This is a genomic window from Pseudoalteromonas sp. SR43-2, assembly GCF_014163885.1.
Lineage (GTDB): Bacteria > Pseudomonadota > Gammaproteobacteria > Enterobacterales > Alteromonadaceae > Pseudoalteromonas > Pseudoalteromonas distincta.
In genome coordinates this window covers 55,140-78,475 of the sequence record NZ_JACJED010000005.1, presented here as the reverse complement: position 1 = coordinate 78,475, position 23,336 = coordinate 55,140, and the positions used below count along the sequence as shown (strand labels likewise).

Sequence of the window (23,336 nt, the reverse complement as noted above, 5' to 3'; positions counted from 1 at the left end):
TGTGGCTCACACTCTTGAACAAGCAATTGCTGCAGGTGCTGACTTATTAGCATCTAGCAGCGAAAGTGCTAAATTAGATGCACAAGTTTTACTTCTTCATATACTTAAAAAGCCTCGCAGTTACCTTTTTACTTGGCCAGAACATGCGCTTAGTGATGAGCAACAATCGCAGTTTAATGTATTTATCCAAAGACGTTTAAAAGGTGAGCCCGTAGCCCATATAACTGGGCTGCGTGAATTTTGGAGCTTATCGCTTGAAGTTAACGCAACGACCCTAATACCTCGACCAGATACTGAAACATTAGTCGAGCAAGCACTTGAAATAGCGCTACCCGCTACAGCAAAGGTGCTTGATTTAGGCACAGGTACTGGTGCAATAGCGTTGGCACTGGGTAGTGAAATGCCTAGTTGGCAAATTACTGCAGTAGATAGAGTAAGCGATGCAGTTGCACTTGCTACACGTAACCAGCAGCGATTAGCGATTAATAATGTACATGTTAAACAGAGTAACTGGTTTAGTGAGTTGCATGGCGAAAAATTCAATTTAATTGTCACTAACCCTCCTTATATAGAAAGTAGCGATATACATTTAAATCAGGGTGATGTGCGCTTTGAGCCTTTATCGGCATTAGTGGCTGATGATTGCGGAATGTCTGATATTAAACAAATAATTACACAATCACGTGACTATTTGTCATCTAATGGCTATCTTTTAATAGAACACGGTTTTGAGCAAAGTGAAGCTGTACGTCATTTCTTTGAAAAAATGGCGTTTGTTAATATTAAAACAGTGAAAGACCTTGGTAACAATGACCGTGTAACACTTGCACTGTGGCCCTAGAGAATAATAATTGCCTACTAGTGCGTTAAATAATGCCATGAAGGAATTTCGACTATGATGGGTGATTTTTTATTTTCAGATGAACCAGAAGAAACAATCGATGAGATTGAACACGGTACCTGGAAAGTATTAATCGTTGATGATGAACCTGAAGTACATGCTGTTACAAAACTAGCACTGAGTGATTTTGAGTTTCAAAATAAACGCTTAGAGTTTATTAGTGCCTACTCAGGTGCTGAAGCGAAAGAGCTCATAAAAGAGCATCCAGATGCCGCTATTGTGCTACTTGACGTGGTAATGGAAACCGACGACGCTGGTTTGCAGGTTGCTAAGTTTATTCGTGAAGAAGCTAAAAATAATCATATACGGATTATTTTAAGAACAGGCCAACCTGGCCAGGCACCTGAACGTCAAGTCATTATTAATTATGATATTAACGATTACAAATCGAAAACGGAGCTAACGGCTCAAAAATTATTTACTGTTATTATGTCGAGCCTACGCTCGTATCGGGATATTATTTCGATTGAGCAGTCACGCGAAGGGCTTGAGAAAATAATTATAGCGTCTCGTGATATTTTTTCTGCGCATTCAATAGAGCACTTTATTGAAGGCGTTATGCAGCAATTAACATCTTTATTGGGTATTGCTGATCAAGCTATGTATGCAACCACTTTAGTTGCACAAAACCCAGAACATGAAAAAAATAAAAAACTAATAGTTTGCTCTGGCACTGGCGATTTTGAAAAAAGTGAAGGTAAAGAGCTTGATAAGGTATTACAAGCTGAGCAGTTAAGTGCGTGTCATCAGGCGCTTAATGATAAAAGCATCATTTATAAAGATAATTACTTATTTGCGTACTGCAGTAGTGAGTACAATCATAATTCAATGCTGTTCATATCTGGTGTCCCAAAGGATTTAACGGATACTCAGCGTCATTTAATCAAAATATTTTCTCAAAATGTGCAACTTGCCTTTGAAAATGTGCAGCTTCAGTCTGAAATAGAAGCGACACAACAAGAGCTTGTTTATAGGTTAAGTGAAGCAGTAGAGCAGCGCTCAACCGAGACAGGTAATCATGTTAAACGTGTAGCACATATTTGTCATATTTTAGCTGAGGGCTATGGTTTATCTAAACATGATGCAGATTTAGTAAGGTTGGCGTCTCCTCTTCATGATGTAGGTAAAGTGGGTATTCCTGATGCGATTTTAAACAAACCAGCAAAGTTAGAACCTCAAGAATGGGAAGTGATGAAAACCCATACTGATAAAGGCTATACTATTTTAAAAGACTCTCCCCATGAAATTGTGAGTACAGGTGCAATTATTGCAAAAGAGCATCATGAAAAATGGGATGGGTCTGGTTACCCACAAGGTCTAAGCGGAAACGCAATTAATGTATTTGGTCGCATAGTCGCACTTGCTGATGTATACGATGCACTTCGCCATAAACGGTGTTATAAAGAGCCTTGGACATTACAAAATGTGGTTGATGAAATTAATGCTGAAAAAGGCACACATTTTGAACCAAAAATGGTTGAAGTATTTAACGAAAAGCTTGATGAGTTAGAGGCGGTTCTTAGCCGTTTTCCTGATTAAATTTTTATAAAACAGAAGTACAGGGGCATATGGATTATTTAGCAGTAAAGCACTCGCACATGGCAATTGCGATGTTAAGTGTAATATTATTTTATGTTCGCGCTTTTTCGCGAATGGGCAGTGGTAAATTAGCAAAAAATAAAGCGGTAATGATTGGTAGTCACAGTATAGATACTTTATTGTTAGTGTCTGCACTTACGCTTATATTTATGGCTAAAATTAATCCGTTTGAACAATATTGGCTATTAGAAAAAATAGTTTTAGTGGTTATATACATTGGTATTGGGGCTAAAAGCGCCCGACAAACTAAAATGGCGGCTAAAGTTGCTTACGTTTTAGTTAACACTGCTGTTATTTTAGCGATAGGTTATTTAGCGACGTCTAAATCAGCTTTTTTGCTTTAAGTAATATCTGACTATTTGAGCTTTATAGGTGTTTTGTAAAGCTCAAATACAACTCCCTCTCAGAAAATATTCAAATACACCTCTATATTGGTATATAGCTTTAAAGTTAGGTAAACTACGCCTTCGTTTTCTAAAATGTTGCAGTATTAATGACTACCCTCGGGTTTGACGAACACGATGAATCTTATCTTGATGATGCTTACGATGAATTTACACCTCCAGCGATTTACCGCTGTATTAAAGCAGAGTCAAAGTGGGACCCTCAGATAGATTTAACACCATGTTATGAAACTTTAACTGACTTTGAACAGCAAATTTCAGCGCTGTGTTTAAAAGTGAGTGATGAGCACGATCGCCTCGAAAAATTATTAGATATGTTTTACAGTGATTGGCTATTTAGTGCATCAGGTTTAAAAGTGCCTGAATATAAATTAAATACATTAAGCTATACGCTTTCTATGCGCAGTGGTTCACCTACAACACTGGCAATTATACTTTGTCATTTTTTACAACAAGCTAACTGTGACGCGAACCTTAGTCTTACCCAAGGTGATGTTGGCGTACATGTGGCGATTAGTGATGAAGAAGGCTACATAATAGAGCCAAGCAGTGGACAACAAAGTTGGTATATTATCCCTGAAAACGCAGATGAAGATGATGGTCAAGAGCAAGAGCCACTAGAACTGATTTTTGATGACGAAGTATATAAGTTATTTTTAGCTCAGCAAAAATGGTCTTTCATTAGCGAAAATAAATTTGGTCATGCTTTAACCTGTGTAGAGATGCTAATGGAGTTAATAGGCGACGACCCGTATGAGAGACGCGACAGAGGTTACTTATTAAATCAGCTCGGTTGCCCTAAAATGGCACGTGATGATTTACAGTTTTTTGTAGATGAGTGTCCGGACGATCCTGCAATAGAGATTATTCAACACCAAATAGAAGAACTAGAAGATAATAATAAAACGCACCATTAAGAATAGGAATAATTATGGTTGAAACTCAAAGCGCATTAATTACAAATGATGCCGTTGTGCTTGGTTTGCTTGCTATTATTTTGGGGTTTATTTTTAAAACCTCAAACAGTGAGCGTCCAGCTTTAAAACGATTTTATAAATACGTACCTGCTTTATTACTGTGTTACTTTTTACCTTCGTTATTAAATACCTTTGGTATTGTAGATGGTAATAAATCTAATGTTTATTATGTGGCTTCGCGCTACTTACTACCTGCCTGTTTAATACTACTTACCATTAGTATTGATTTAAAAGCGATTATTAACTTAGGCCCTAAAGCACTTATTATGTTTTTAGTGGGTACTTTAGGCATTGTTATTGGTGGGCCATTAGCTATTTTAGTGGTGAGCGCATTTGACCCAAGTATTGTTGGTGGGCATGGACCAGATGCCGTATGGCGCGGTATGACAACTGTTGCAGGTAGCTGGATTGGCGGCGGCGCTAACCAAGCATCAATGAAAGAAATGTTTGAAGTTGGTGGTGATATATTCTCAGTAATGATTACAGTCGATGTAATTGTCGCTAATATTTGGATGGCTGTTTTATTGTTAATGGCAGCAAATCATAAAAAGATTGATGCAGCGACGGGTGCTGATACAAGCGCAATTGAAGATTTGAAAAAGCGTGTGGAAAAATATCATGCAGAACATGCACGCATTCCAACTCTTAATGATTACATGACGCTGATTGCAATTGCATTTGGTATAACTGGTTTAGCGCACTTTTGCGCTGACTTTTTAGGGCCATACTTTGGCACTACTTATGAATGGGCAAAAGAATACAGCTTAAACAGTAAATTCTTTTGGCTAATTGTTATATCAACAACGATTGGTATAGGCTTATCGTTTACTAAAGTGAGGCAAATAGAAGCGTTTGGCGCTTCAAAAGTAGCTTCTAGCTTTTTATATATTTTGGTTGCATCGATTGGTTTACACATGAATGTAACCGCTATTTTCAATAACCCTGGGCTATTTTTAGTGGGTGCAATTTGGATGTTAGTGCATGCAAGCATTATGTTAATTGTGGCTAAACTGATTAAAGCACCGTTATTTTATATGGCAGTGGGTTCTCAGGCTAATGTGGGCGGCGCAGCGTCAGCACCTGTTGTCGCATCAGCGTTTCATCCGTCACTAGCGCCTGTTGGTGTCTTGTTAGCTGTACTAGGCTACGGTGTGGGTACTTATATGGCTTATATTTGTGGATTAATGATGCAAGCAGTTGCACCTTAAGGAATTTAAATGAAAGACCAAATTATTAAAATTAATGAAATTGAACTTGCAAACAATAAACCGTTTGTACTGTTTGGTGGTATTAACGTATTAGAATCTCGCGATTTAGCAATGCGTGTTGCAGAGCATTACGTAGAAGTTACGACGAAACTAAATATTCCTTATGTATTTAAGGCCTCATTTGATAAAGCTAATCGCTCTTCAATCAATTCGTACCGTGGTCCAGGTATGGAAGAAGGTTTAAAAATATTCGAAGAAATTAAAAACACGTTTAAAATTCCACTAATTACTGACGTACATGAACCGCATCAAGCTGCACCTGTTGCAGAAGTTGTTGATGTAATTCAGTTACCTGCTTTTTTAGCGCGTCAAACAGATTTAGTTGTGGCGATGGCTAAAACAGGTGCAATTATTAATGTGAAAAAACCACAGTTTTTAGCGCCACATGAAATGCGTCATATCATTACTAAATTTAATGAAGCTGGTAATAACAACGTAGCTCTTTGTGAGCGTGGTTCTAGCTTTGGTTACAACAACCTTGTGGTTGATATGCTGGGTATGGATGACATGAAGGCAATGGCACCTGTTATTTTTGATGCAACACATGCGCTACAACGCCCTGGTGGACGAGCTGACTCTGCTGATGGTCGTCGTGCACAAGCTGCAGAGCTTGCGCGCAGCGGTATGGCATTGGGTATTGCTGGTTTATTTATCGAAGCGCATCCAAATCCTAACGAAGCTAAATGTGATGGCCCATGTGCGCTAGCCCTTAGTAAGTTAGAAGGCTATTTAACGCAAATGAAAGCGGTTGATGATTTAATTAAAAGCTTTGCCCCACTTGATACAAGTGCAAGCGATTTATAATTAAGCATGATGTTTATTAAAAGGCGACTCAGGTCGCTTTTTTTATGCCTTTAATATACACAAACTTATATGATGTATATAATCTCACGCATAAGAAAAACTAATTCTAAGCTTGGTTATTATGTCAAGACGGGTACCTCCATTAAACGCATTAAAAGCCTTTGAAGCGGCTGCTCGCCATTTAAGTTTTACAAAAGCAGCAGAAGAGCTCTATGTAACGCAGGCGGCAGTAAGTCATCAAATAAAAACACTTGAAGAGCATTTAGGTTTGAAGCTGTTTTTACGTAAAAACCGCTCTTTATTATTAACTGAAGAAGGCCAAGGCTATTTTTTAGATATTAAAGAGATTTTTACTCAGCTTATTGATGCAACTGAAAAGCTATTAGCTCGTGGCGCTAAGGGCTCCCTAACGGTAAGCCTAACCCCAAGTTTTGCTATTCAGTGGTTAGTGCCTCGTTTGAGTTTGTTTAATGAGTTACATCCAGAGATAGATGTGCGAATAAAAGCTCAGGACCAAGATGAAAACTCACTCACTGATGACGTAGATATTGCTATTTATTATGGAAGGGGTCATTGGAATGGCGTACAAGCGTACAAGCTTCATACCGAATATTTAGTACCACTTTGTAGTCCTATGTTATTAAGCGGGTTAAAGCCGCTTGATCAACCTAGTGATTTAGCGCATCACACACTATTACACGACACTACACGTAAAAACTGGAAAACGTGGATGAAAACCGCAGGCGTGCGTAACATCCAGGTAAATCAAGGGCCTATATTTAGCCACTCCTCTATGGTGTTACAAGCAGCGGTACATGGACAAGGTGTGGCAATTGGCAATAGTGTATTAGCTAAACCCGACATAGACGCAGGGCGTTTGGTAATTCCGTTTAATCATAGCCTAGAGAGTAAAAATGCGTATTACTTAGTGCTTCGTGAGTCGCAAACAGAGCTTGGTAAAATAGTTTCGTTTAAAGAGTGGATGCTGAGCTTAGTAGAGCATGAGCAAGAACATGAGTATTAATAATGATTGAATGGTTTAAAAGCACGGAGCAACCTGCAATAGCACAGTTTATATTTGCACATGGCGCAGGTGCTGGTAGCGATTCTGACTTTATGCAGCACATGGCAAAATTAATAAGCGAGCAGGGTGTTGATGTTGGTTTATTTGATTTTGAATATATGCAAATCGCTAAACAAACTAATAAACGCAGGCCGCCTGAGCGAGCACCAAAGCTAATTACTTATTATGAACAAGTGCTAACAAATGCGCAGCCAGATTTGCCGTTGTTTATAGGCGGTAAATCGATGGGCGGTCGCATGGCATCAATGCTTGCATGTAGTAAAGAGCAAAGCCTTTCAGGTGTTATTGCATTTGGTTATCCATTTCATCCGCCGGGTAAGCCAGAAAAATTACGCACCGAACATTTTGCCGATATTGTTTGCCCTTTTTTAGTATTACAGGGCGAGCGAGATACATTTGGTACACGTGAAGAGCTTCTTACTATGAAAATGCCAAAACAGCCTTTGTTTACTTGGCTGAGTGATGGCGATCACTCATTAAAACCACGTAAAAAAAGTGGCGTAACTGAGCTGCAAAATAGAGAAACAGCAGCGTTAAGTGCCGTTGAATTTATTAAGCAACAAATTGAGATACGTTAAGACTCGAGCAGGGGGTTAGATGATTAAATTATTTTTAATGACCGGTAGTATTTTTTGTATGCTTTCGGTGATGTTAGGTGCATTTGCTGCCCATGGTTTAAAAAGCCGCTTATCGGAGTATTCATTAGGCGTTTTTAAAACGGCTGCTGAGTATCAAATGGTACATGGACTTGCACTTATTGCGGTGGCTATTTTAATTAAATGGGGCATAAACCTGAGTTGGGCTGGTGGCTTTTTTATAACGGGCACACTACTTTTCAGTGGTAGTTTATATTTACTCGCTCTAACAGGAATGAAGTGGCTTGGGCCTATAACACCGCTTGGTGGGTTGTGCTTTATTATTGGTTGGATTGTTATTTTAGTGCAAGTTGCACGATTTAAGTTTTAAAGAGTTTAAGGGTTAATATGTCTAGTGTTGTGATTTTTTGTCGTAGTGGTTTTGAAAACGATGCCGCTGCTGAAATAACGTTTCATGCTGCAGAGCAAGGTTTTGCAGGGTATGTAAAAGCAAAACCAAATACAGGTTATGTTGTTTACGAATGTTTTGAAGCGCATCACAGCGACGAAATAATCAAAAATGTTGATTTTAAAAACATGGTGTTTGCACGTCAATGGTTTGCCGGCACATTACTTGAAAACATGCCAGTAGAGGACCGTGTGAGCGCAGTAGTTGAAGCTGCTAAAGATTTTACATTATGCTCAGAACTGCGCGTTGAGACGCCAGACACAAACGAAGGCAAAGAGCTTTTAACGTTCTGTAAAAAAATCTCAACACCGCTTAAAAAAGCCCTCGAAAAACAAAATACTGTACTACGTGAGCCAAAAGCAAATCGCCCAGTAATGCATGTCATGTTTTTAACAAACAATACGGCTTATGTTGGTTACTCGTATAGCTTTAATAATTCTCCATTTTTCATGGGTATTTTGCGCCTTCGTATGCCAAGCGATGCACCGAGTCGCTCAACGTTAAAACTCGATGAAGCATTTAACGTATTTATACCTGAGCAACAACGCGAGTCACGCGTAGCTGCCGGTATGCGCAGTGTTGATTTAGGTGCATGCCCTGGTGGTTGGACTTATCAGCTTGTACGCCGTGGTATGTTTGTAAGTGCGATTGATAACGGCCCAATGAATGACGATTTAATGCAAACTGGGCAAGTTAAACATTTTAGAGCTGACGGTTTTAAATATCGCCCAGAAAAAAGAAATATTACTTGGTTAGTGTGCGATATGGTGGAAAAACCGACCAAAGTGACTACGCTAATGATTGACTGGGCAGTAAATGCATACGCAAAAGAGTTTATATTTAACTTAAAGCTGCCTATGAAAAAACGCTTTGATAGTGTTTATGAATGTCTTTCGATGATCAGAAAAGAGCTTGAGAAACAAGGTATCAATTACGAGTTGCAAGCTAAACATCTATATCATGATCGTGAGGAAATAACCGTTCATTTAAACGTTACTAAGGTGCCACAAAATTTGTATAGTTAATATGTAGAGGCTAAAAGTGGTAAAAAACAATATTAATAAATGGCTAAGTTTACTTTTTTTATCACTTTTAATCACAGGTTGTGGCGGGGGAGGCGAAAGTAGTGATACAACTACGCCCTCTGGTAACGCTGCGCCCAGTGTTACGCTTTCGGTTAGCAGTAACGTTATTACTTCTAATCAATCATTTACTATTACAGCGCTTGCAAGTGATAGCGACGGACAAATTGTCAGCTATCAATGGCAACAACTTAGCGGGCCCGAGTTTACGTTTACCTCTAACGGTAACACGCTTACAGCCACTGCACCTAGTGTAACAACCGATACGACCTTTAGCTTTTCGGTTACAGTTACTGACAACTCAGGTGCTACTGCACAACAAGTTTTTTCAGGCACTATCACCTCTCAAAATAATGCTCCTACAGTTAATATAACAGGCCCAAGTAGTGCACTTGCCAGCACACAAGTTAGTTTAGTTGCTAACGCTCAAGATACAGATGGCACTATAAGTAATATTAATTGGATTCAGTCTGCTGGGGACAATGTTGAGTTTTCACAAACTGATGGAGTCCTTAGTTTTACCGCCCCTAATGTATCTGAAAATACAACACTAGGTTTTAGCGTAACCGTAACTGACAATGCAGGTAAAAGCGCTCAAGCGAGTAAAACGGTTTTAATTAATCAAGTAAATAGCGCGCCAACAGTCATTGTTACAGGCCCTGAAGAAGCTGAAAAAGGTGACAGTGTAACCTTAGTTGCAGATGCACAAGACAACGATGGTAGTATTAATAGCATAACTTGGCAGCAAATAAGTGGTCCTGTAGTTGAACTTACTCAAACACAAACAAGCATTAGCTTTAATGCGCCCACTGTTTCACAAAATACCAATGTTACATTTGTGGTTACTGTAACCGATGACGATAACGCTACAAATAGCGCTCAAAAAACAGTTGTAGTATTAGCACCAAACAATCCACCAACTGCAGATGATGTAAGTATTAGCGTGCAATATAATCAAGCCACAGAATTTAGTTTAGTAGTTAACGATGCCGATAACGATACCGTTCAGATTGATTTTGGTGATGATTTAAATGGTGCACAAATTAGTGTTATTGATGCACAGGCCTTACTTTTTAGCTACACGCCTCCTGCAAACAGTATCACTTCACAAAGCTATACGTTAACTGCGTCTGATTCAAAAGACACAACCGAATTTACCCTGAATATTACTGTGGTTGATTCAACGCCCGCTACTATTAGTAATGTAACACCCCAAAGTAATAATGACCCAGTTCTTGTAGATAGCCCTGTTAGTATTACATTTTCAGATATTATGCTAACGAGCACTTTAGCAGTTAATTCTAGTAGTGGTGCTTGTACAGGAAGCGTACAAGTGTCAGCAGATGATTTTACTACTTGCTTGGCCTTAAATATTGAAAGTTTGTCGGGTACTACTAGTGACACAAGTACTTATTTTCATACTGTAAATGTAAGCGCAAGCTTTAATGAAGATACCCAATATATTGTCCGTGTTACAGCTGATTTAACTAATTTTGATGATACGGCCATTGAAACGCAAACAGCTACTTCTTTTACTACCTCTAGCCAAGATATAAAAATAACGGAAGTTTCTTCTGTGCAATTTAGTAACGACTTACCTTGGATTGAAATTTATAACGGCACAGGGGCTGCTGTAAACTTACAGAGTTATTCGCTTAAATCCCGCAGTATTAATATGATTAATAGCTCGACTAGTGCAGAGACAACTTTTTCACTGCCCAATAAAGAGCTTGGAAATGGTGAGTACCTTATTTTACAAAGTAAGTTTGGAGATGATTTTTTAGTAAATGCGTCAGTTAACAACCCTAAAATAGCGCTTGTAGGTAATGCTAGTGATGAAATTAGACCTTATTGGTACATAAACGGTTTTGTAGAATTACTTAATAGTGCAGGTACACAAACAATCGACTTTGTAAAATTTGGTAACTCAGTACAAGAACCAGTAACGCCATCACAATGGCAAGGTGGTAACGCAGAGCAAATCATCTCCGAGCAAGGAGGCAGCTTAAAGCGCGATCTTAATGCGAAAGACACTAATCAAAGTACTGATTGGAGTTATTCTGTGTTTAACACACCCGCTGGGCCAAACAATATAAATTGCACAATAGATGATGATGAGGATGGTATTCCTGATTGCGCTGAGCAACAGGGTACAACATTCGCGGGTTTACCACTTTATGAGTGGGGGGCGCGTACCGCACAAAAAGATATATTTATTGAAGTTGATTATATGGACAGCAGTGATGTAGGTATTACTCCACATCGAACAGCACTTGAAAAAGTAGCCACTGTTTTTGCAGAAAAAGGCTATACAGTCCACTTTGACGTAGGTGATTTGTTTGATCAAAATACAAATACAGCACCGCAAAACTTTGATTTAGGTGGCGGAAATCTTGTCCCTTTTAATAGCTATACCCCGTTTGAATACGATTTAAGTAGCCCTAATTTATTTGCTTATAAAATGGAATATAGCGATATAACTCGCAGGCCCATTTTCCATTATTTATTAATGGCAAGTAGTGGTAACGAAGACGGTAGTATTAGTGGTTCGGGTATAGCTGAGATAAGCGGTAATGATTTAATGGTAACTATGGGAGGCTGGGGTTTAACGCTTGATACGCAAGTAGCAACCAATGTAACTTATAATTATCAAGCATCAACAATATTTCATGAGTTAGGTCATAACTTAGGTTTATACCATGGCGGTGATGAAGAAGTTAATTTTAAGCCTAATCATTTAAGCTCTATGAACTATTTATATCAATTAGCTGGTTTATCAACAATAGGTAATAACGAAGGCGATCGCTACTATGAGCGTTTTTACCCAGGCAATGCTAGTTGCGATATTGCACCAAATACTAATAGTCATTTAGGCTCTACGGATGATTTTATTATTGATTATTCAAATGGTAGTTCGGCAGATTTAAATGAAAGCACCATACTTGAAGTACAGGGGTTAAATAGAAATAGCTCACTACCAGTTGATTTTAATTGTAATGCAATTAACATCGAAAGCTTAACCAGCTTTGATACTAACCAAGACAATACAATATCAATACTGAGTGATGTAGATGAGTGGAGCATGCTTAATTTACAGTTTTATATGCAAAGTGCAGGTAATCGATTTGGCGTGCCAAATACAAATAACAGTAAGGTGCATAATTTACAAAGCTCGCCTGCTAATATTGAAACGCTGCCCAGTTATATAAAAGAAGCACAGCCAAGTAGTGCAATTATTGCTGAGTTAAAAGCAATTAAAGAGCAATAGTATGAAGCCAATGCTAAGCATTAAGTTTATTATCTTGAGTAGTTTTTTTAGCTTACTAATAGCGTGTAGCGATACTAACAATGCACGTGAGTGGTTACTAAAAAATGATAATTTGTATTATAAAAATACAGCTGTTGACTGGCGAATTAAATCAGTAAAGGGCTGTAATACATGCGTTATAAGCCAAGATGTTGTTTATCAGCCTGAAGGTATTAGTCGTTATAATACGTTAATGCAGAGTCAGAATTGGGTCGCGGTACATGAACTAAGTAAAATCAATGTCATTCGTTTAAAGATGCCAGACCAAACACCTTATTTAAACGTAGAGCGTGTAAAAGGTCAAATACTAAAGCTGTTTGATCAGCAGCAAAACTACAGTATAAAAATTGGTGAAGTTACAGCCGTTAATATTAATAATCAGCGCTTTAGTATTTTGATTAAAAAATTTGAAGAAGTAGATAAACAAAGCGATGCATTACCAAGGCGTGCATCGCTTGAGTTTATTGCTTTAAAAATAGATTAAAAAAAAAGCACCTTAGGTGCTTTTTAATCTAGAATGCGGTGTCCTTCGGATATTGAAAAAGTTAGCAACCTTTTAATTAACTGCGATATTTTGGACGATAGTTATCTACCCATAAACGTGTTGCACCGCACACTGCGACTGGCATAACTATTAAGTTTATAAAAGGGATAGCAGTTAACAACATAACAGCAAAACCAAATCCGTATGACAAACCTTGCTTAGATTTTAAATCGTCTTTCATTTGCTTAAAGTCAATTTTATGATTATCAAACGCATAGTCTTCGTATTGAACTGCGTACATCCAACAAGTAAATAACACCCATAGTATTTGACCAATGATCGGTAAAACCCATAACAATATAAAAAAGCCAATTGCGCGAGGAAGGTAGTAGCATAGTTTTGTCCACTCACGGGCAAGCATGCGAGGTATATCTTTAACTAGTTCGGCAAAGCCGTCATCGTTAATTTTTTGACCTGTTAGGTAAAGCTCAACTTTTTCACTCAAGAGCGCATTGAAAGGGGCTGCAATAAAATTAGTGATAACTGTAAAGAGCATACTATAGCTAAACAAAACAACTAATACAGCAATAGGCCACATTAGCCACTCTAACCAGCTTAACCACTCGGGGAGCATGTTGTTTATGTAGCTAAAACTATCACTTAACCAGCCAACTAAAAAAAACAGCGAGCTACCAAACAACAAAATATTAATTAATAGCGGAATAAGGACAAAACGCTTTAGCCCTTTTTGGCTAATTAATTTAAACCCCGAAAAAAAGTATTCCATACCTTGTGTGATCTGCACTGTAACCTCAAAAAATATTTACCATTACTTATAGTATAAATAGCTTAAAAATTTTGAACAGTACTTTTAAGTAACAAAGTGTTAGCTTTAATATTGTGGTTTTGTTTATATAGTAACAATAGGTGTTCAGTAATATGCAACTATGATTATTTAAGACAGGCCCGATTATTTTTTGCCAATAAAATAAAAAACTTACTAATCATGACTATACTGAACTTTACTGCGTAAGAAAAAAGCGCTTGATTAAAGCTTTTGTTGTTTCAATGTGTATAAATAATACGGGTAAAGGAAAATGGGTACGGATAGGTTAAAAAAGTTATTATCTCACCAGCAAGGCATTTTATCTAAAATTGCATTAGGGGTACCTTTAAGTGAGGTGCTTACTGAAATTTGTTCATCAATCGAGCAGATTATTGATGATGAATCCGCTAGGTGTTCAATTTTATCAGTTAAAGGCCAGCAGCTTTTTCATTGCGCAGCTCCTAATATTCATCCAGAGTACTGTAGTTTGCTTAATGGAGTCTATATAGGGCCAAAAGTGGGCTCATGTGGTACTACTGCATTTTCGAAATCGCGCACTATTGTTGAAAATATCGAAACTTCACCGCTGTGGGAGGACTTTAAAGACTTAGCACTAAAGTTTGGTCTTAAGTCATGTTGGTCAACGCCTATTTTCTCAACTCAAGCCGATTTATTAGGCACCTTTGCTATCTATCACAGCACTCCTAAATCACCATCAAAGCAAGATTTAGAGTTAATCGATTTTTTTGTGCACTTTTCTAGTATCGCTCTTGAAAAAAGTAACGAATTTAACAAAGCAAAACAGCTTCTCGCGAATTTACAGCAAAGTAATGAAAAGTTTAAAGCCTTCACTAAGGTAATGCCCGATCTCATCCTTATTTTAAGTGAAGAGGGAATTTATACCGATGTGTATGGTACTTCTAATGAGTTACTGCTTGATTCAAGCAAGGACCTTATTGGTCAAAGTGTTAAGGACCTGCTCTCCCAAGACGATGCACAAATGATAATGGACGTTATTAAAAAAACACTCTCGACTAACGAGACGCAAATTTTTGAATATGAATTAGCTGTACCAAAGGGGAATATAGTTTTTGAAGGCAGGGCTGCTGCATTAGATCATTACCACCCCAATAGTCCTACAAAAAGGCACGTAGTATGGATGGCCAGAGATATTTCAATAAAGAAAAAGGCCGAACAAGAAGTACATAAGCTTGCCTTTTATGACCCATTAACGAATCTTCCAAATAGAAGAATGCTTAGCGACAAATTAAGCATGTGTGTGGAGAGTGTTAAGCGTGATAAAAATATAGGGGCGTTATTATTTTTAGACCTAGATAATTTTAAGCGTATTAATGATTCACTTGGGCACAGTGCGGGTGATGAAGTACTTGTGGAATTATCAAAAAGGTTAAGCGCAATAATAAAAGGATCTGATACGTTGGCCAGAGCGGGTGGCGATGAGTTTATTATTTTACTAAAACACGTTGGAGAAAATACACAGCAGGCGAGCATCGAGTGCAAAATAGCAGCCAAAGAGATTCAAAGAGCTTTTCATGATAAATTTGAAGTGGGCAACCTTGCATTTCAAGTAAGCTGCAGCATAGGTATTTGTCTAATTGATAGCGTAAATGCGCAGGCAGGCAATATATTAAAATTTGCAGACACGGCTATGTATCGTTCTAAAAATAAAGGGGGGAATAGCAGTAGCTTTTACGATCCAGCCTTACAAACACTGCTTGAAAAACAAACTGAACTAGAAACCGATATAGTCAGAGCGATTGCATCTGATGAGTTTTGTGCTTATTTTCAGCCTCAGGTAAATACGTATGGTGATGTTATTGGTGCTGAAGCACTCATTAGGTGGAACCATCCTCAAAAAGGGTTAATAGCGGCAAACGAATTTATACCAATTGCAGAGCAATACGGGCTTATTCAAAAACTACAAAATATTGTTTTACATGATATATGTATTTTAATAAACGAACTTAAAGCAGATAACATAATTGACGACTCGTTTAGTGTTTCAATTAATATTAGTCAAAGCCAGTTTAATTCATCAAATTTAAAAGGAGAGCTGTTTAGCACTATCAATAAATTTGATATTCGAGCGCAGCAAATTAAGTTAGAAATAACTGAGTCAATGCTCTCAAGCGATATAGATTATACAATTAGACAAATGAAAGAACTCATTGCCGCTGGCTTTTTATTTTCGATTGATGATTTCGGAACCGGTTACTCCTGCTTAGCGTACTTAAGTGCGTTTCCTGTTAAAGAATTAAAAATAGATAAAAGCTTTATTGATAAAATTTTAGATAGCACGGTTGGCTTTAATATTGCGCAAACAATTATCAGTTTAGGAAAAAGCTTAAACTTAGAGGTAGTTGCAGAGGGCGTAGAAACAACAGAACAATATGACTTACTTAAAAAAATGAATATTGACGCCATGCAAGGCTACTTAATTGCAAGGCCGATGGATAAAGAAGGCTATGCAAAATGGCATAGCGCTAATACCAATGCGCAATAATACTTGAACACTACTATTTATTAATTAGTAATAACCTAGCAAAATTTACACACTTGCTAGGCCACTTTTGCTCTTTTAGCTGGTGAAATGTTATAACTCATATGCTAAATAAGGAGTAAAGATTTTTTAATTAAACAATGCTAAGCTATGACCGCTTAAATATATTATTTAAAGCTTAATAAACTTATAACAATGAATGGAAGCTTTATGCAGTTAGTCGATTTGAACCCGAATGATCCCGACGTGGTAAATGTATTTGATGATATAGACCGACTTATAAACTCTTTATATCCTGTGGCTACCGCACAGTCTCTGGAGTTAAACGAATTAACCTTACCTAATGTGTACGCTATTGGTTTAAAAACTGAAGAAGGTATTATTGCCTGCGGTGCGATTGTAGAGAAATTTGATACCCAGCCTTACGGCGAAATAAGACGTTTATATGTAAAACCAAGTCATCGTGGTAAAGGGCTATCAAGACGTATTATGCAGATTTTATTGCATCAAGCTGGCGAAAAACAAATCCCGTTAATACGCTTAGAAACAGGCCCAAAACAAATAAAATCAATCAATTTATATGAAAATTTAGGCTTTAAACGCTGTAGCAGTTTTGGCTCATATGTAGATAATCCACAAAGTGTTTTTATGGAATTAGGGCTTAGTAAATAAGTTCATTAACGCTGCGACATGTTAAAGCTTAATGTGTCGTAAATATCTGCCTTCATTATTATCTTGTAATAAAAGTCATACTCAAACTAGTAACTATAAAAGCAGCTTTTATAGTGATGCAAAAATACTTCACTGTTTTTAACACCTGTCTTCGTATAAAATCTGCCTCGATAATTAGTGACTAACTTACAAAGCGAGAATTTTTATCTTTTCTAAAAGTAGCAATAAGCAAATGAGCGAAATAACAGTAGTAACCCACAATGGTAATTTTCATGCAGATGACGTTTTTAGTATTGCGGTACTTAAACATGTTTTGCCAACGTTTAAATTGGTACGCACACGCGATAAAGCGCTTATAGAAAGTGCCGACTACGTAATAGATGTAGGTGGGGAATACGATCCTGAAACTAATCGCTTTGATCATCATCAACGTGGTGGTGCAGGCGAGCGAGAAAATGGCATTCCTTTTTCATCATTTGGTTTAGTGTGGAAAAAATACGGCTTAACGCTGTGTGATGATAACCAAGCCGTGGCTGATAGAGTGGATTCAGGCTTAGTTTCAACTATTGACGCCATTGATTGTGGTCATGTTGAAGGTGTATCAAAAGGGATAAGCTTGAGCCAAACAATTTCAATGTTTAACCCTACATGGGAAGAAGAAAGTAACTTTGATACCTGCTTTGATGAAGCCGTTGAATTTGCAGCTCGCATGCTCATTCGTTTTATTGCCTCAGCTCACGGTAGTGTTAATGCAAAAGAGATTGTCGCCAAAGCAATTGAAAATGCAGAAGACGCCAGAGTAATCGTGCTTGAAAAGTACACACCGTGGAAAAAAACAGTGCATATTTTATCAAGCGATGCGCTATACATGGTTTACCCATCGCATTCTGGGCAATGGATATTACAAACAGTACCCGTTGAGCCTGGCTCGTTTGAAGATAGAAAACCGCTTCCTAAAGCATGGTCTGGTTTATCTGATCAAGCGTTCGTAGATGAAACAGGTATTGATGATGCAGTGTTTTGCCATAATGGCTTATTTATAGCGGGCACTAAGTCGTTTGAAGGCACAATGAAACTTGCCACCATGGCGCTTAGCGAATAAAAACGCAGATTCATAACGAATATTAAGCATAACAATTTGTATTGATTGTTATGCTTGTTATTTCTGCGCGGAGCATTATGTTTGAATTAAAAACAATCGCACTTTTTACTATTACAGCCTTAGCAGAAATAGTGGGTTGCTATTTACCCTACCTCTGGCTTAAGCAAGATAAAAGCATTTTACTTTTAATTCCTGCAGCGTTAAGTTTGGCACTATTTGCATGGTTGCTGTCTTTACACCCTACTGCAGCAGGGCGTGTGTATGCTGCTTATGGCGGCGTATATATTTGTGTTGCTCTATTATGGTTATGGGTTGTAGATGGCGTAAAGCTTACTATGTGGGATATTATTGGTGGTTTAGTTGCACTGCTAGGTATGGCTATAATTATGTTCGCCCCAAAAAGTGCATAGCTAGCTTATACTCAATTAATCGAATTCGCCTATACACTACTGTAATTTCCCACTTTCAATACCACAGGCAATACCTAACGCTATATATGCGCCAAGTAATGATTGAAGCTGGTGGATGTTATGCTAAGCGTTTTTGACGTGCAGTTTTTATTCACTTTGCAGAATACATAGGTATTACTTGGCCACAACACGTTGGCTAAACTGTAAGTAATTGAGGTGTTGAGAACGCCTTGCTCTAACCCATCAAAAGTAAATTTTATAAACAAAGTAACTCAAGATCAGTTTTATTGAATGAGCTAACTCATTTTTACTAATAAAATTTATAATGAGTCATTTAAAAATAGCCATTTTTATAACTTTTCTTATCTTTAAAAATCATCAAAGTCCTGTTTTATATATGCTAGCGGGCAATAGTTGTTTGGTTATTTTTTTAACATCTAAAATCACTCGTAACGAGTAAAAATACTTGTTGGACTTGAATCTCTATTTTTCTTTTAATGCGCGGCACTAGCCGAGCCGGCATTAATTAAATAAAAGAGAAAGATAAATGAAAGAGACAACATCACTAGAACAAGCTCGTACGAGCTACAATGTTCGTCATTGGAGCCAAGGTTTTTTTGGTATTAATGATCAAGGTGATGTGTATGTTGCACCCAAGGCTCATGCACCAGAGCAAACCATTGCATTAACAGATATCGCAAAGCAACTACAAGATAAAGGTTTAAGCTTACCTGCTTTAGTTCGTTTTCCGCAAATTTTACACCATCGTGTACACAGCTTATGCGGCGCATTTAATACTGCGATTGAAAACTATGGTTACCCTAAAGACTATCTATTAGTTTACCCGATAAAAGTAAACCAACAACGTGAAGTGGTTGAAGAAATAGTAGCAAGCCAAGCACAAGTAGAAAAAAAGCAACTTGGTTTAGAAGCCGGCAGCAAGCCTGAATTACTAACGGTACTAGCACTGGCTGAAAAAACCAGCGCCGTTATTGTATGTAACGGCTACAAAGATAAAGAGTACGTACGTTTAGCACTTATTGGCGAAAAGCTAGGTCATAAAGTGTATATCGTACTTGAAAAGCTTTCTGAGCTAGACATGGTGCTTAGCCAAGCAAAAGAGCTTAACGTAAAACCACGCATTGGTATTCGTGTACGTTTAGCGTCGCAAGGTAAAGGTAAGTGGCAAGCGAGTGGTGGCGAAAAATCAAAATTTGGTTTATCCGCATCGCAAGTTTTACATGTAGTTAATCGTTTAAAAGGCGCAAACCAGCTTGATTTATTGCAGCTTGTGCATTTTCACTTAGGGTCACAAATGGCGAACATTCGTGACGTACGTTTAGGTGTAAGCGAAGCTGCGCGTTTTTACTGTGAGCTACGTAAATTAGGCGCAGAAATTGATTGCCTTGATGTAGGTGGCGGTTTAGCTGTTGATTACGACGGCACGCGTAGCCAGTCGCATAACTCTATGAATTACAGCTTAGCTGAATATGCGAATAACATTGTGTACACCATTGGTGATACATGTAAGCAATATGAGCAACCAATGCCGACTATTATTTCTGAGTCGGGTCGTGCGCTTACGGCGCATCATGCTGTGCTTATTTCTAATGTTATTGGTACTGAAAGTTACACGCCAGAAGAGTTAGTAGCGCCAGCGGCAGATGCACCCCTGTTATTAAAAAACATGTGGGCATCGTTTGTACAGTTAACTGATTTAACGGATGACCGTGCATTAATTGAGATTTATCACGACAGCCAAGGTGATTTAGCTGAAGCGCATAACCAATTTGCACTCGGGTTATTAGACTTATCGCAACGTGCATGGGCTGAACAAATTAATATTCGTATTTGTTATGAACTTAACAAACACATGGATAATAAAAACCGTTTTCATCGTCCGATTATTGACGAGTTAAACGTACGTTTAGCCGATAAGTTTTTTGTAAACTTCTCGTTATTTCAATCCCTTCCAGATGCATGGGGCATTGATCAAGTGTTTCCGGTATTGCCATTAAGTGGCTTAACTGAAGCACCAAAAAAACGTGCCGTATTACTTGATATAACCTGTGATTCAGATGGCGCACTTGAGCATTACGTAGATGGACAAGGTATTGAAAGCACACTACCAGTGCCAGAGTTTAGTGCTGATAAACCTTATTTAATGGGCTTTTTCTTAGTGGGTGCTTATCAAGAAATTTTAGGTGATATGCATAACTTGTTTGGTGATACGCACAGCGCAATTGTTAATATGGATGAGCAAGGCGTTGCAAGTATTACCGAGATAAACCAGGGTGACACTGTTGCCGATATGATGCGCTATGTACATTTAGATGTTGAAAGTTTTCAGCAATCATACGAGCAGTTAGTAAGCACTAAAATTGAAAAACACGAACAGCAAAGCGTTTTAGACGAGTTGCAAAGCGGCCTTGATGGCTACACTTATTTAGAAGAGTTATAAGCAATGTCAACTTTGTTTGGTCACGCAGATCACTCATTGTACTCAAATGGGATGACGTTTTTACGTCGTCCTATGGTGCAAAACATTAATGCAATTGATGCAGACGTAGTGGTTTTAGGCTTACCATTTGATTTAGCGACCTCGGGCCGCCCTGGTGCGCGCTTAGGCCCTGATGCAATTCGTCGTGCATCGGTTCATTTAGCATGGGAAGACACTAAATACCCGTGGACTTTCCCGTTGTTTGAGCGTTTAAAAGTGGCAGATGCAGGGGACTTTACTTACCCTGTCGGGGATCCTGAGTATTTTACTGCGCAACTAGAAATGGCTGCTGATCAAATACTTCGCCAAGGTAAAACACTATTAGGTTTAGGGGGCGATCACTTTGTAACGCTTCCGCTATTACGTGCTCATGCAAAAATACATGGCAAAATGGCGCTGGTACATTTTGATGCGCACACCGATACTTATAGCAATGGCTCGCGATTTGATCACGGCACTATGTTTTATCATGCTCCAATGGAAGGGCTGATTGATGTTGAGCACAGTATACAAATAGGTATTCGTACCGACTTTGATCAAAGTAAACATGAGTTTGCTGTGATTGATGCAATGCAAGCCAATGATTTACATGCAAATGAAATTGCAGCGCAAATACTTGAGCGAGTAGGTGACCTACCTGTTTACTTAACGTTTGATATAGATTGTTTAGACCCTGCGTTTGCGCCTGGTACAGGCACTCCTGTGTGTGGTGGTTTAACGTCAGATAAAGTACTTAAAGTACTGCGTGCGCTAAAAGGCATAAACATGGTAGGTATGGATGTAGTAGAAGTATCACCTTCGTACGACCAAAGTGAGCTTACCGCTATTGCGGCAGCAACCATTGCGAGCGAATTACTGCATTTGTGGACGCATAAAAATAAGTACTAATTATATAACTTAAGTACTACAAAAAAGGGTATGCGCTTGCATACCCTTTTTTATTTAGAGGTATCGATTATTCAACTGCTTAATTTCTTTTAACCAAATAACGCTTAGACCAATAAGAGGCAGGTTAGTAGTTACAGGGTTAAATGCTTCAATAAGCAATTGTGGCTGCATTACAACTACAGCGAGTAAAAGCCCCATAAGCGCCAATATATTTAAAGCTACCAAATGCTTATATTTATAAAATACAAATAAACACACGCCAAATATAATTTCACCAACACCCGCCGAACGTGTAATTAAATCAGACACTTCGGCTGAAAAACCAGCACTGCCAGTCATTAATTTTTCAAGTGGTGCTACGTGATAAAGCTTTGGGAAAAAGCCGTGATATATCCAACTTAAACTCACTATGTAGCGAGCAAGTTGAATATAACCGCGATTATTTCCTAGCATTGTCAATACGCTCTTGCGCACTTGGGTGGCTAGATAAGTACTCTAATAAGTCATTTACTTTTTCTAGGTGTTCGTTTTCGCTGGTATGGCTTTCTTGCAGCGCTTCTATTGCATCAGCAAAATCATTACTCGAATACCCAAGTGACTCTAATTGAGTGAGTGCAAAGGTATCTGCCTCGCGTTCCATATCTCGTGAAAACCCTTGCTGAGCAAATGATGCGCCTGTACCTAACGCAACCTCTGCAACCCCTTCTAAATCACCAAATACAACCGCTAGCACAATCGTACTTGCGGCAGATTGTGCTGTAATACGTACGCTATGCTGGTGGACTACATGGCCCATTTCGTGTAGCAATACCGCTTTTAGTGCATTGGGTTTATCGGCAAGTAAATTTGCTAAATCATCTGTGACCACGATACGGCCATGGGGTAGTGCAAACGCATTAGCACCAAAGCTGTCGGATTTATAAAACGATAATCTATACACCGATTGATCAAGCGATAAAGCATTAAGCATACTTGTAAAATGCGCTTGTACTTTAGCTTGTTGCTCTGCGGGCAGCTCACTTGGGTCAAGCGCAATCTTTTTAATTAGTGTAAAACTTTGCTCCCCCATTTGTTCTACAACATTACGTGGCAGGGTATCAACACTGTAAACAGCAATGGCGGGTACTGCTTTATAAAGTACTAACCACATAAAAAGCGGTGTAAATATTACTGCGGCTAAAATTGCCCATTTACTTTTTTCAAGGCGTTCCATTACGTGGTGGTTATTTTCTTTAAATGGCCATCTGTAACTTACATCTTGAGGAATAAAACGACTGCCATCTTCAAAGTTTAGTTCGTCGGCAAGTCCTGCCATCCCCGAACTTAATTTTAGACTTGAGATTGCGTGGCGAGCTATAACGTGTTCATCGTTGATAACCTCAATGTGTGTGTCGCTAATAGTGGCAACACACACTTGATAGTTACTCGATGCGATGGGGAAAAAATGTCCCTTTACATGCATA

The 23,336-nt window shown here is 38.4% G+C and carries 21 protein-coding genes; 18 read left to right on the top strand and 3 right to left on the bottom strand.

Annotated features, from left to right (window positions below):
• Nucleotide 1: 1 nt before the first annotated feature.
• From prmC to H5120_RS05810, 12 genes are all read left to right on the top strand, one after another.
• Nucleotides 2-841, top strand: a complete 840-nt coding sequence (prmC, locus tag H5120_RS05865; protein ID WP_182671341.1) for a peptide chain release factor N(5)-glutamine methyltransferase — start codon at nucleotides 2-4, stop codon at nucleotides 839-841.
• Nucleotides 842-895: 54 nt separating this feature from the next.
• Nucleotides 896-2,440 (top strand): response regulator, encoded by a 1,545-nt coding sequence (locus H5120_RS05860; protein WP_182673860.1) that lies wholly within the window; start codon nucleotides 896-898, stop codon nucleotides 2,438-2,440.
• Nucleotides 2,441-2,469: 29 nt separating this feature from the next.
• Nucleotides 2,470-2,844, top strand: coding sequence for a SirB2 family protein (locus H5120_RS05855; RefSeq protein WP_024605422.1), 375 nt, complete (start codon nucleotides 2,470-2,472; stop codon nucleotides 2,842-2,844).
• A gap of 149 nt (nucleotides 2,845-2,993) precedes the next feature.
• On the top strand, nucleotides 2,994-3,821 hold the full coding sequence (locus tag H5120_RS05850) for a tetratricopeptide repeat protein (protein WP_002958558.1): 828 nt from the start codon (nucleotides 2,994-2,996) through the stop codon (nucleotides 3,819-3,821).
• 14 nt (nucleotides 3,822-3,835) lie between these two features.
• Nucleotides 3,836-5,089 (top strand): DUF819 domain-containing protein, encoded by a 1,254-nt coding sequence (locus tag H5120_RS05845; protein WP_182673859.1) that lies wholly within the window; start codon nucleotides 3,836-3,838, stop codon nucleotides 5,087-5,089.
• A gap of 9 nt (nucleotides 5,090-5,098) precedes the next feature.
• Nucleotides 5,099-5,953, top strand: a complete 855-nt coding sequence (gene kdsA / locus H5120_RS05840) for a 3-deoxy-8-phosphooctulonate synthase (RefSeq protein ID WP_002958560.1) — start codon at nucleotides 5,099-5,101, stop codon at nucleotides 5,951-5,953.
• Between the two features lie 121 nt (nucleotides 5,954-6,074).
• Nucleotides 6,075-6,977 carry a transcriptional regulator GcvA gene (locus H5120_RS05835; protein WP_002958561.1) on the top strand — a complete coding sequence of 301 codons (903 nt, stop codon included), beginning with the start codon at nucleotides 6,075-6,077 and terminating at the stop codon, nucleotides 6,975-6,977.
• A 2-nt stretch (nucleotides 6,978-6,979) separates the two neighbouring features.
• Nucleotides 6,980-7,615, top strand: a complete 636-nt coding sequence (locus tag H5120_RS05830; protein WP_182673858.1) for an alpha/beta family hydrolase — start codon at nucleotides 6,980-6,982, stop codon at nucleotides 7,613-7,615.
• Between the two features lie 19 nt (nucleotides 7,616-7,634).
• Nucleotides 7,635-8,003, top strand: a complete 369-nt coding sequence (locus H5120_RS05825; RefSeq protein WP_002958563.1) for a DUF423 domain-containing protein — start codon at nucleotides 7,635-7,637, stop codon at nucleotides 8,001-8,003.
• Between the two features lie 17 nt (nucleotides 8,004-8,020).
• Nucleotides 8,021-9,106 (top strand): 23S rRNA (cytidine(2498)-2'-O)-methyltransferase RlmM, encoded by a 1,086-nt coding sequence (rlmM, locus tag H5120_RS05820; RefSeq protein ID WP_182673857.1) that lies wholly within the window; start codon nucleotides 8,021-8,023, stop codon nucleotides 9,104-9,106.
• Nucleotides 9,107-9,122: 16 nt separating this feature from the next.
• Nucleotides 9,123-12,431: a PKD domain-containing protein gene (locus H5120_RS05815; RefSeq protein ID WP_182673856.1), complete on the top strand. Its 3,309-nt coding sequence runs from the start codon at nucleotides 9,123-9,125 to the stop codon at nucleotides 12,429-12,431.
• A gap of 1 nt (nucleotide 12,432) precedes the next feature.
• Nucleotides 12,433-12,954 (top strand): hypothetical protein, encoded by a 522-nt coding sequence (locus H5120_RS05810; RefSeq protein ID WP_182673855.1) that lies wholly within the window; start codon nucleotides 12,433-12,435, stop codon nucleotides 12,952-12,954.
• A gap of 76 nt (nucleotides 12,955-13,030) precedes the next feature.
• On the opposite strand, the gene cysZ is transcribed toward H5120_RS05810, so the two are convergent.
• Nucleotides 13,031-13,741 carry a sulfate transporter CysZ gene (gene cysZ / locus H5120_RS05805; protein ID WP_182673928.1) on the bottom strand — a complete coding sequence of 237 codons (711 nt, stop codon included), beginning with the start codon at nucleotides 13,739-13,741 and terminating at the stop codon, nucleotides 13,031-13,033.
• Between the two features lie 310 nt (nucleotides 13,742-14,051).
• On the opposite strand from cysZ, the gene H5120_RS05800 reads away from it, so the two are divergent.
• From H5120_RS05800 to speB, 6 genes are all read left to right on the top strand, one after another.
• Entirely contained in the window at nucleotides 14,052-16,304 is a 2,253-nt protein-coding gene (locus tag H5120_RS05800; protein ID WP_182673854.1) for an EAL domain-containing protein, read from the top strand.
• A gap of 207 nt (nucleotides 16,305-16,511) precedes the next feature.
• Nucleotides 16,512-16,973 (top strand): GNAT family N-acetyltransferase, encoded by a 462-nt coding sequence (locus H5120_RS05795; protein ID WP_002958569.1) that lies wholly within the window; start codon nucleotides 16,512-16,514, stop codon nucleotides 16,971-16,973.
• A gap of 232 nt (nucleotides 16,974-17,205) precedes the next feature.
• The gene (locus tag H5120_RS05790; protein WP_182673853.1) at nucleotides 17,206-18,075 is read left to right on the top strand and encodes an MYG1 family protein; all 870 of its coding nucleotides are present in this window, start codon (nucleotides 17,206-17,208) and stop codon (nucleotides 18,073-18,075) included.
• Between the two features lie 77 nt (nucleotides 18,076-18,152).
• Nucleotides 18,153-18,485, top strand: coding sequence for a YnfA family protein (locus H5120_RS05785; RefSeq protein WP_007378102.1), 333 nt, complete (start codon nucleotides 18,153-18,155; stop codon nucleotides 18,483-18,485).
• A 547-nt stretch (nucleotides 18,486-19,032) separates the two neighbouring features.
• Nucleotides 19,033-20,946 (top strand): biosynthetic arginine decarboxylase, encoded by a 1,914-nt coding sequence (speA, locus tag H5120_RS05780; RefSeq protein WP_002958572.1) that lies wholly within the window; start codon nucleotides 19,033-19,035, stop codon nucleotides 20,944-20,946.
• Between the two features lie 3 nt (nucleotides 20,947-20,949).
• Nucleotides 20,950-21,873, top strand: a complete 924-nt coding sequence (gene speB, locus H5120_RS05775; protein WP_008138249.1) for an agmatinase — start codon at nucleotides 20,950-20,952, stop codon at nucleotides 21,871-21,873.
• Between the two features lie 54 nt (nucleotides 21,874-21,927).
• Here speB and H5120_RS05770 read toward each other — a convergent pair whose 3' ends face one another.
• Together H5120_RS05770 and H5120_RS05765 are read right to left on the bottom strand one after the other, a co-directional pair.
• The gene (locus H5120_RS05770) at nucleotides 21,928-22,326 is read right to left on the bottom strand and encodes a DoxX-like family protein (protein WP_182673852.1); all 399 of its coding nucleotides are present in this window, start codon (nucleotides 22,324-22,326) and stop codon (nucleotides 21,928-21,930) included.
• Nucleotides 22,313-23,335, bottom strand: coding sequence for a M48 family metallopeptidase (locus H5120_RS05765; RefSeq protein ID WP_182673851.1), 1,023 nt, complete (start codon nucleotides 23,333-23,335; stop codon nucleotides 22,313-22,315). Before H5120_RS05765 ends, H5120_RS05770 begins: the two co-directional genes overlap by 14 nt.
• Nucleotide 23,336: the final 1 nt, after the last annotated feature.

What these genes read in the sequence shown, in the direction of transcription:
- H5120_RS05860 (WP_182673860.1), top strand. Translation starts at nt 896, where the DNA reads ATGATGGGTGATTTTTTATTTTCAGATGAACCAGAAGAAACAATCGAT.
- H5120_RS05855 (WP_024605422.1), top strand. Translation starts at nt 2,470, where the DNA reads ATGGATTATTTAGCAGTAAAGCACTCGCACATGGCAATTGCGATGTTA.
- H5120_RS05850 (WP_002958558.1), top strand. Translation starts at nt 2,994, where the DNA reads ATGACTACCCTCGGGTTTGACGAACACGATGAATCTTATCTTGATGAT.
- H5120_RS05845 (WP_182673859.1), top strand. Translation starts at nt 3,836, where the DNA reads ATGGTTGAAACTCAAAGCGCATTAATTACAAATGATGCCGTTGTGCTT.
- kdsA (WP_002958560.1), top strand. Translation starts at nt 5,099, where the DNA reads ATGAAAGACCAAATTATTAAAATTAATGAAATTGAACTTGCAAACAAT.
- H5120_RS05835 (WP_002958561.1), top strand. Translation starts at nt 6,075, where the DNA reads ATGTCAAGACGGGTACCTCCATTAAACGCATTAAAAGCCTTTGAAGCG.
- H5120_RS05830 (WP_182673858.1), top strand. Translation starts at nt 6,980, where the DNA reads ATGATTGAATGGTTTAAAAGCACGGAGCAACCTGCAATAGCACAGTTT.
- H5120_RS05825 (WP_002958563.1), top strand. Translation starts at nt 7,635, where the DNA reads ATGATTAAATTATTTTTAATGACCGGTAGTATTTTTTGTATGCTTTCG.
- rlmM (WP_182673857.1), top strand. Translation starts at nt 8,021, where the DNA reads ATGTCTAGTGTTGTGATTTTTTGTCGTAGTGGTTTTGAAAACGATGCC.
- H5120_RS05810 (WP_182673855.1), top strand. Translation starts at nt 12,433, where the DNA reads ATGAAGCCAATGCTAAGCATTAAGTTTATTATCTTGAGTAGTTTTTTT.
- cysZ (WP_182673928.1), bottom strand. Translation starts at nt 13,741, where the DNA reads ATGGAATACTTTTTTTCGGGGTTTAAATTAATTAGCCAAAAAGGGCTA.
- H5120_RS05800 (WP_182673854.1), top strand. Translation starts at nt 14,052, where the DNA reads ATGGGTACGGATAGGTTAAAAAAGTTATTATCTCACCAGCAAGGCATT.
- H5120_RS05795 (WP_002958569.1), top strand. Translation starts at nt 16,512, where the DNA reads ATGCAGTTAGTCGATTTGAACCCGAATGATCCCGACGTGGTAAATGTA.
- H5120_RS05790 (WP_182673853.1), top strand. Translation starts at nt 17,206, where the DNA reads ATGAGCGAAATAACAGTAGTAACCCACAATGGTAATTTTCATGCAGAT.
- H5120_RS05785 (WP_007378102.1), top strand. Translation starts at nt 18,153, where the DNA reads ATGTTTGAATTAAAAACAATCGCACTTTTTACTATTACAGCCTTAGCA.
- speA (WP_002958572.1), top strand. Translation starts at nt 19,033, where the DNA reads ATGAAAGAGACAACATCACTAGAACAAGCTCGTACGAGCTACAATGTT.
- speB (WP_008138249.1), top strand. Translation starts at nt 20,950, where the DNA reads ATGTCAACTTTGTTTGGTCACGCAGATCACTCATTGTACTCAAATGGG.
- H5120_RS05770 (WP_182673852.1), bottom strand. Translation starts at nt 22,326, where the DNA reads ATGCTAGGAAATAATCGCGGTTATATTCAACTTGCTCGCTACATAGTG.
- H5120_RS05765 (WP_182673851.1), bottom strand. Translation starts at nt 23,335, where the DNA reads ATGCATGTAAAGGGACATTTTTTCCCCATCGCATCGAGTAACTATCAA.